This is a genomic window from Candidatus Cloacimonadota bacterium, assembly GCA_011372345.1.
GTDB lineage: Bacteria > Cloacimonadota > Cloacimonadia > Cloacimonadales > TCS61 > DRTC01.
This window is the reverse complement of record DRTC01000373.1, coordinates 1-4,049: the sequence shown is the minus strand read 5'-3', so window position 1 is coordinate 4,049 and position 4,049 is coordinate 1. Positions and strand designations below refer to the sequence as shown.

3 protein-coding genes are annotated in these 4,049 nt (G+C 35.6%); all 3 read right to left on the bottom strand.

From position 1 onward, the window contains the following. Positions 1 to 120: 120 nt before the first annotated feature. Genes ENL20_07215 through ENL20_07205 form a run of 3 tightly spaced genes read right to left on the bottom strand, consistent with a single transcriptional unit; the run spans position 121 to position 3,519 of the window. Complete coding sequence (locus ENL20_07215; GenBank protein ID HHE38347.1) at positions 121 to 711, bottom strand: hypothetical protein; 591 nt, start codon at positions 709 to 711, stop codon at positions 121 to 123. Further along, on the bottom strand, positions 708 to 965 hold the full coding sequence (locus tag ENL20_07210) for a hypothetical protein (GenBank protein HHE38346.1): 258 nt from the start codon (positions 963 to 965) through the stop codon (positions 708 to 710). Before ENL20_07210 ends, ENL20_07215 begins: the two co-directional genes overlap by 4 nt. A gap of 58 nt (positions 966 to 1,023) precedes the next feature. Beyond that, a complete protein-coding gene (locus ENL20_07205) occupies positions 1,024 to 3,519 on the bottom strand; it encodes a T9SS type A sorting domain-containing protein (GenBank protein ID HHE38345.1) in 2,496 nt (831 codons plus the stop codon). Positions 3,520 to 4,049 lie beyond the last annotated feature (530 nt).

Below are 4,049 nucleotides of genomic sequence, written 5' to 3'. Positions count from 1 at the left end.
TTCATACATATTCCAAATTATTGCCTTTTTAGAGTGGACTCTTAATTGTAATATTAAAATTCTTCACCAAAATCAAGTAAGCAGAAAATTTCAATCTGGTGTTATAAAATATTGGAGTAATTATAAATCACAACCAGCATCAGCAAATGCTTTTTTTAAAAAATTGTTAAGCCCAAATTTATTTGACCAGAATTTGAGATAATCTGTGTCTAAATTTTTATTCTGAACTTTGATCACACCAATAATATCATTCCATTGTCTTTCAGATATTCCTCCTCCTAACTCATACCACTGAAGCTTAAAAATGATTATGTCTTCAGCAGAAGAAAAGTAGAATTTCTCTTTTAAACCATTATCCTCAAAATTATCATTGATTTTTCTTTTAAATACTTGATATTGGAACGAATCTTTTTTTGGGATAAAAATATCTATTTTAATTATGGTTGCGAGATGAATTATATTAAAGCAAGAAGTTTTCTGAATTGCTTCCCTGATCATATTTTCATCGATATAATAATCTTTTTCCAGACTCTTTTTTAAATTCCTGATTTGATTTTCTTTAATATCAGCAATAATATCGACATCCATTGTTGCTCTGGCAATTCCAAAAAATGAGCTGGCAATTGATCCCCCAATATAATATGGAATCGATAATCTCTCTAATGTTTTAATAACCGGTCGAATTGCGATCAGGATTTCAGGATTTTTCACTTCTTCCTTTCTCCCAAATATTTTCTAATCCTTTCTGCCAGTTCTTTTCCATAATGATATTCGACAAAGAGCAGATTCACTTGTTCTTCATTCAGATTGCTATTTGCTCGAGCGATAGCTCGTTTCGATAATTGAGAAACCAATTGAGACATCGAACACACCTGCGAAAATTTTTGGGAAATACTTGCTTTCCGAAGTAAAGATATCAATACTTTCTCTGCTTCGATACTTGTATCTGCTGATTGGGTTTTCATAATTTGGTTTGATTTAAACTTGCCATCCGGCAGCTGACGGAAGGCAAGTTTTTAGAGATCATCTCATCAACAGCATTTTCTTAATGATAGATTTCTTTCCGGTTGTAAATTCATAAAAATATATTCCTGATTTAACCGGAGTTCCGAAATCGTCTTTTCCGTTCCAGATGATGTGGAAAAGCGACTCCGTCGCTTTTGTTTCAACAGAGTTGAAACACTCCAAAACTCTGACTTTCTGTCCTCTGATATTATAAATGATTATCCGCCCCTGCGGACAAGTCTCTGTGTTCTCTGCTTCTCTGGGGCAAGAAAAAGAAATCGTAGTTTCAGAATTGAAAGGATTGGGATAAGAGTGCAGAACAAGTTCTGTCTTACCGACATCATTATTCTCGACATCTGTGATCACTTTTTCGAGGGAATTGGAAAAGCCGGGGATCGATTCGATTTCATTAGTATAAACCGAAGTTATGGCAAATTTATATGTTCCGAGTTCCTGTCCAGCCCACTCATAATCTATGAAAGTCGTATCAGTTAATCCGGAAAAGATTTGCATCCATAAGTCAGGATAATCTTCGTGTTCTTCTAAAAATCGATAACCGGTATAAGACTCAAAAATCCTGGAATTCAAAGGAGGTTGCCAGAATATTTCAGCTTCGGTTTGTTCATCATTCTGGGTAGCAAGCACATTTTCCGGGGGAAAAGTCAATTCCGTTAGAACGATCGTTCCCAGATCAATATCAGATGAACCGACTGTGATATTAGTCGTATAATTTGCATAACCTCCGTAAAAAATATTCAGAGAATAATCATTATTTGCATAAACATTAACCGTGAAATTTCCTGTAACATCCGTAATCAAAGAATATTCACCATAACCGGAAAGTAATATTAAAGCACCTTCCAAACCGATTCCCGGGAAATCGCTCCCAACAACATGTCCGCTGATCTGAATCATGGGGAGCGGACTCAGGTTAAAATCGATTTGAGTTGTCTCATCTTCGATGATAGTTCCTTCGATGGTTTGAGGGGAATATCCAAAAGCTGAGGCTGTGAAATCATGTGTTCCCTGCATAATATTTCCTTTCAGATAGTATCCGCTGGAATTGGAGACAGCACTGATAAAACTTTCTTCAAGCACAATATCTGCTCCGGTCAGAGGAGAACCTTGATCATCATAAACATATCCCTCCAACGCTCCCAATCCGTTAATTGCAATATAAAAGGTCGTGTTAGGAATACGATTGAATAGAAATCCATCCGGTGGGCTTTCCGGATTGATCGTTCCCTGGTTTGTATTCAAGGCAAGAGTTCTATCAGGATGAATAGTTGAATGAGTAGTATGATAATTATTATTGATGTCGTAAGTTTCATCATCCCAGGGTCTGTTTGCCAGAACGATCAAATTTGCTCCGGTATATTCATAAGGCGTTTCTAACTGGATAAAAATTGTGTTATAACCTGAGGGGAAATCGAGACTGTTTTCAAAAACAGAGGTTAAATCTCCCGCAGGAAACCAGCCATTTGTCAGATTCGATTGATAGGTTTCTCCCATCCATAATTTTACCTGTTTATTGGTTAGATATTCCTCAAAATCATTTTGATAGGAAACAGCATAAATTACTCCTGTATATTGCATTTCAGAGAAGAAATATAAAGACTCGGTCAGGTTGTTATTAAAACGAAAGTTGAAGGGAGTCCAATTTACCTGTTCATTTCCATATCCAACTGTTACTTCGACTGCCTGAAAAGGCAGGACTTCTACCGGAATCACAGACGATGAATTATTCTCAAGATCATCATCAAGTTGAGTTTCCAACAGAGCGTGCAGATAGGTTACTCCGGTTGGCTCATCCGCAGGAATTATCCAGACAATTCTATGTATTTTTTCCTGTTCGGAAACAATCGTTTCTGCGATCTGAATTGTTTCCAATAAAACATCTTCATCCTGGAAGAGCTTTAAAGTATAATCGTTCTGGTTGTTTGTTCCATAATTTTTTACGGTAATATCATAAACCGCAGAATCATGAGTATAAACAAATCCGGGACCGGAGATCGATTTAACTGCCAGGTCATTTTCGGAAGTTGTGGTGGGAGGAAAAGTGATGTTATCGATCCAGCCTGTATCGGAATGATTGGAGATCTCTTCGTTTTTTTCATATTTCCAGGTAAATACATGATCACCGGGTTCGAGAGGAAATGATTCTTCATTCCAGGGAAAGATCCCGGCAATATACGCCATTTCTTCTCCATCGATATAAAAATATAATTTATCATGATGATTCTGACTGCTGACTTTCCAGAAAAAGCTGATATCTCCGTTTTGAGTTGTTTCCATATTAACAGACAGAGATGTTGATTCATAATCATCGATCGCACCTGCCTGGGCACAATAAAGACCTTCGTAAGGTTCGATATTGCTGATGAACCAATCGGAATTTCCGCTGAATTCCCAATTATAAGCAGAAAAATCTCCGGATTCAAAACCCTCGAAATTCTGGGAGAAAAGAAATAAAGAAATGGAATAAAATAAGATAATAAAGAGTATTTTTTTCATTTTAACCTCTCTTTTGTTTGAAATTTCATTACTGAAAATTTCGTATCGAAAATTTAAATGTTAGCTATTTAAGGCAAGAAAAAACTGAAAAAATAAATAAAATCCTAATAATCTCCCTTTTTAAGGGAGAATCAAAGAGAGTTAAAAATTCCTTAAAAGACAGGATAACGATTGATTTTTGTGATTATGCTGGATCAAACATTAACCATTGAATTTATTCGATGGAAAACAGAGACACGAAAAACCGACTTCAGCCTGAAAATGTGCTGAATAAATTCAGTTATGAATTGTAGTAGTATTATCTGCCATTCACTGAAGTAAATGGCTAATGTTTGTCTAATATTACATTTTATCTGTTTTCAAGTGTCTCTTTTGTTTCGTTGTCATTCTGTCGAACTGAGTTTAAATATGATTTGATAACGAGTTCCTTCTTTTTTTTGCAAAGTAATTTTCCCATTAATTTGTTTTGATAACATATTGATCAGTTGCATTCCCAGGGTTTTTGTTGTATTCAGATCAATTTTTTCAGG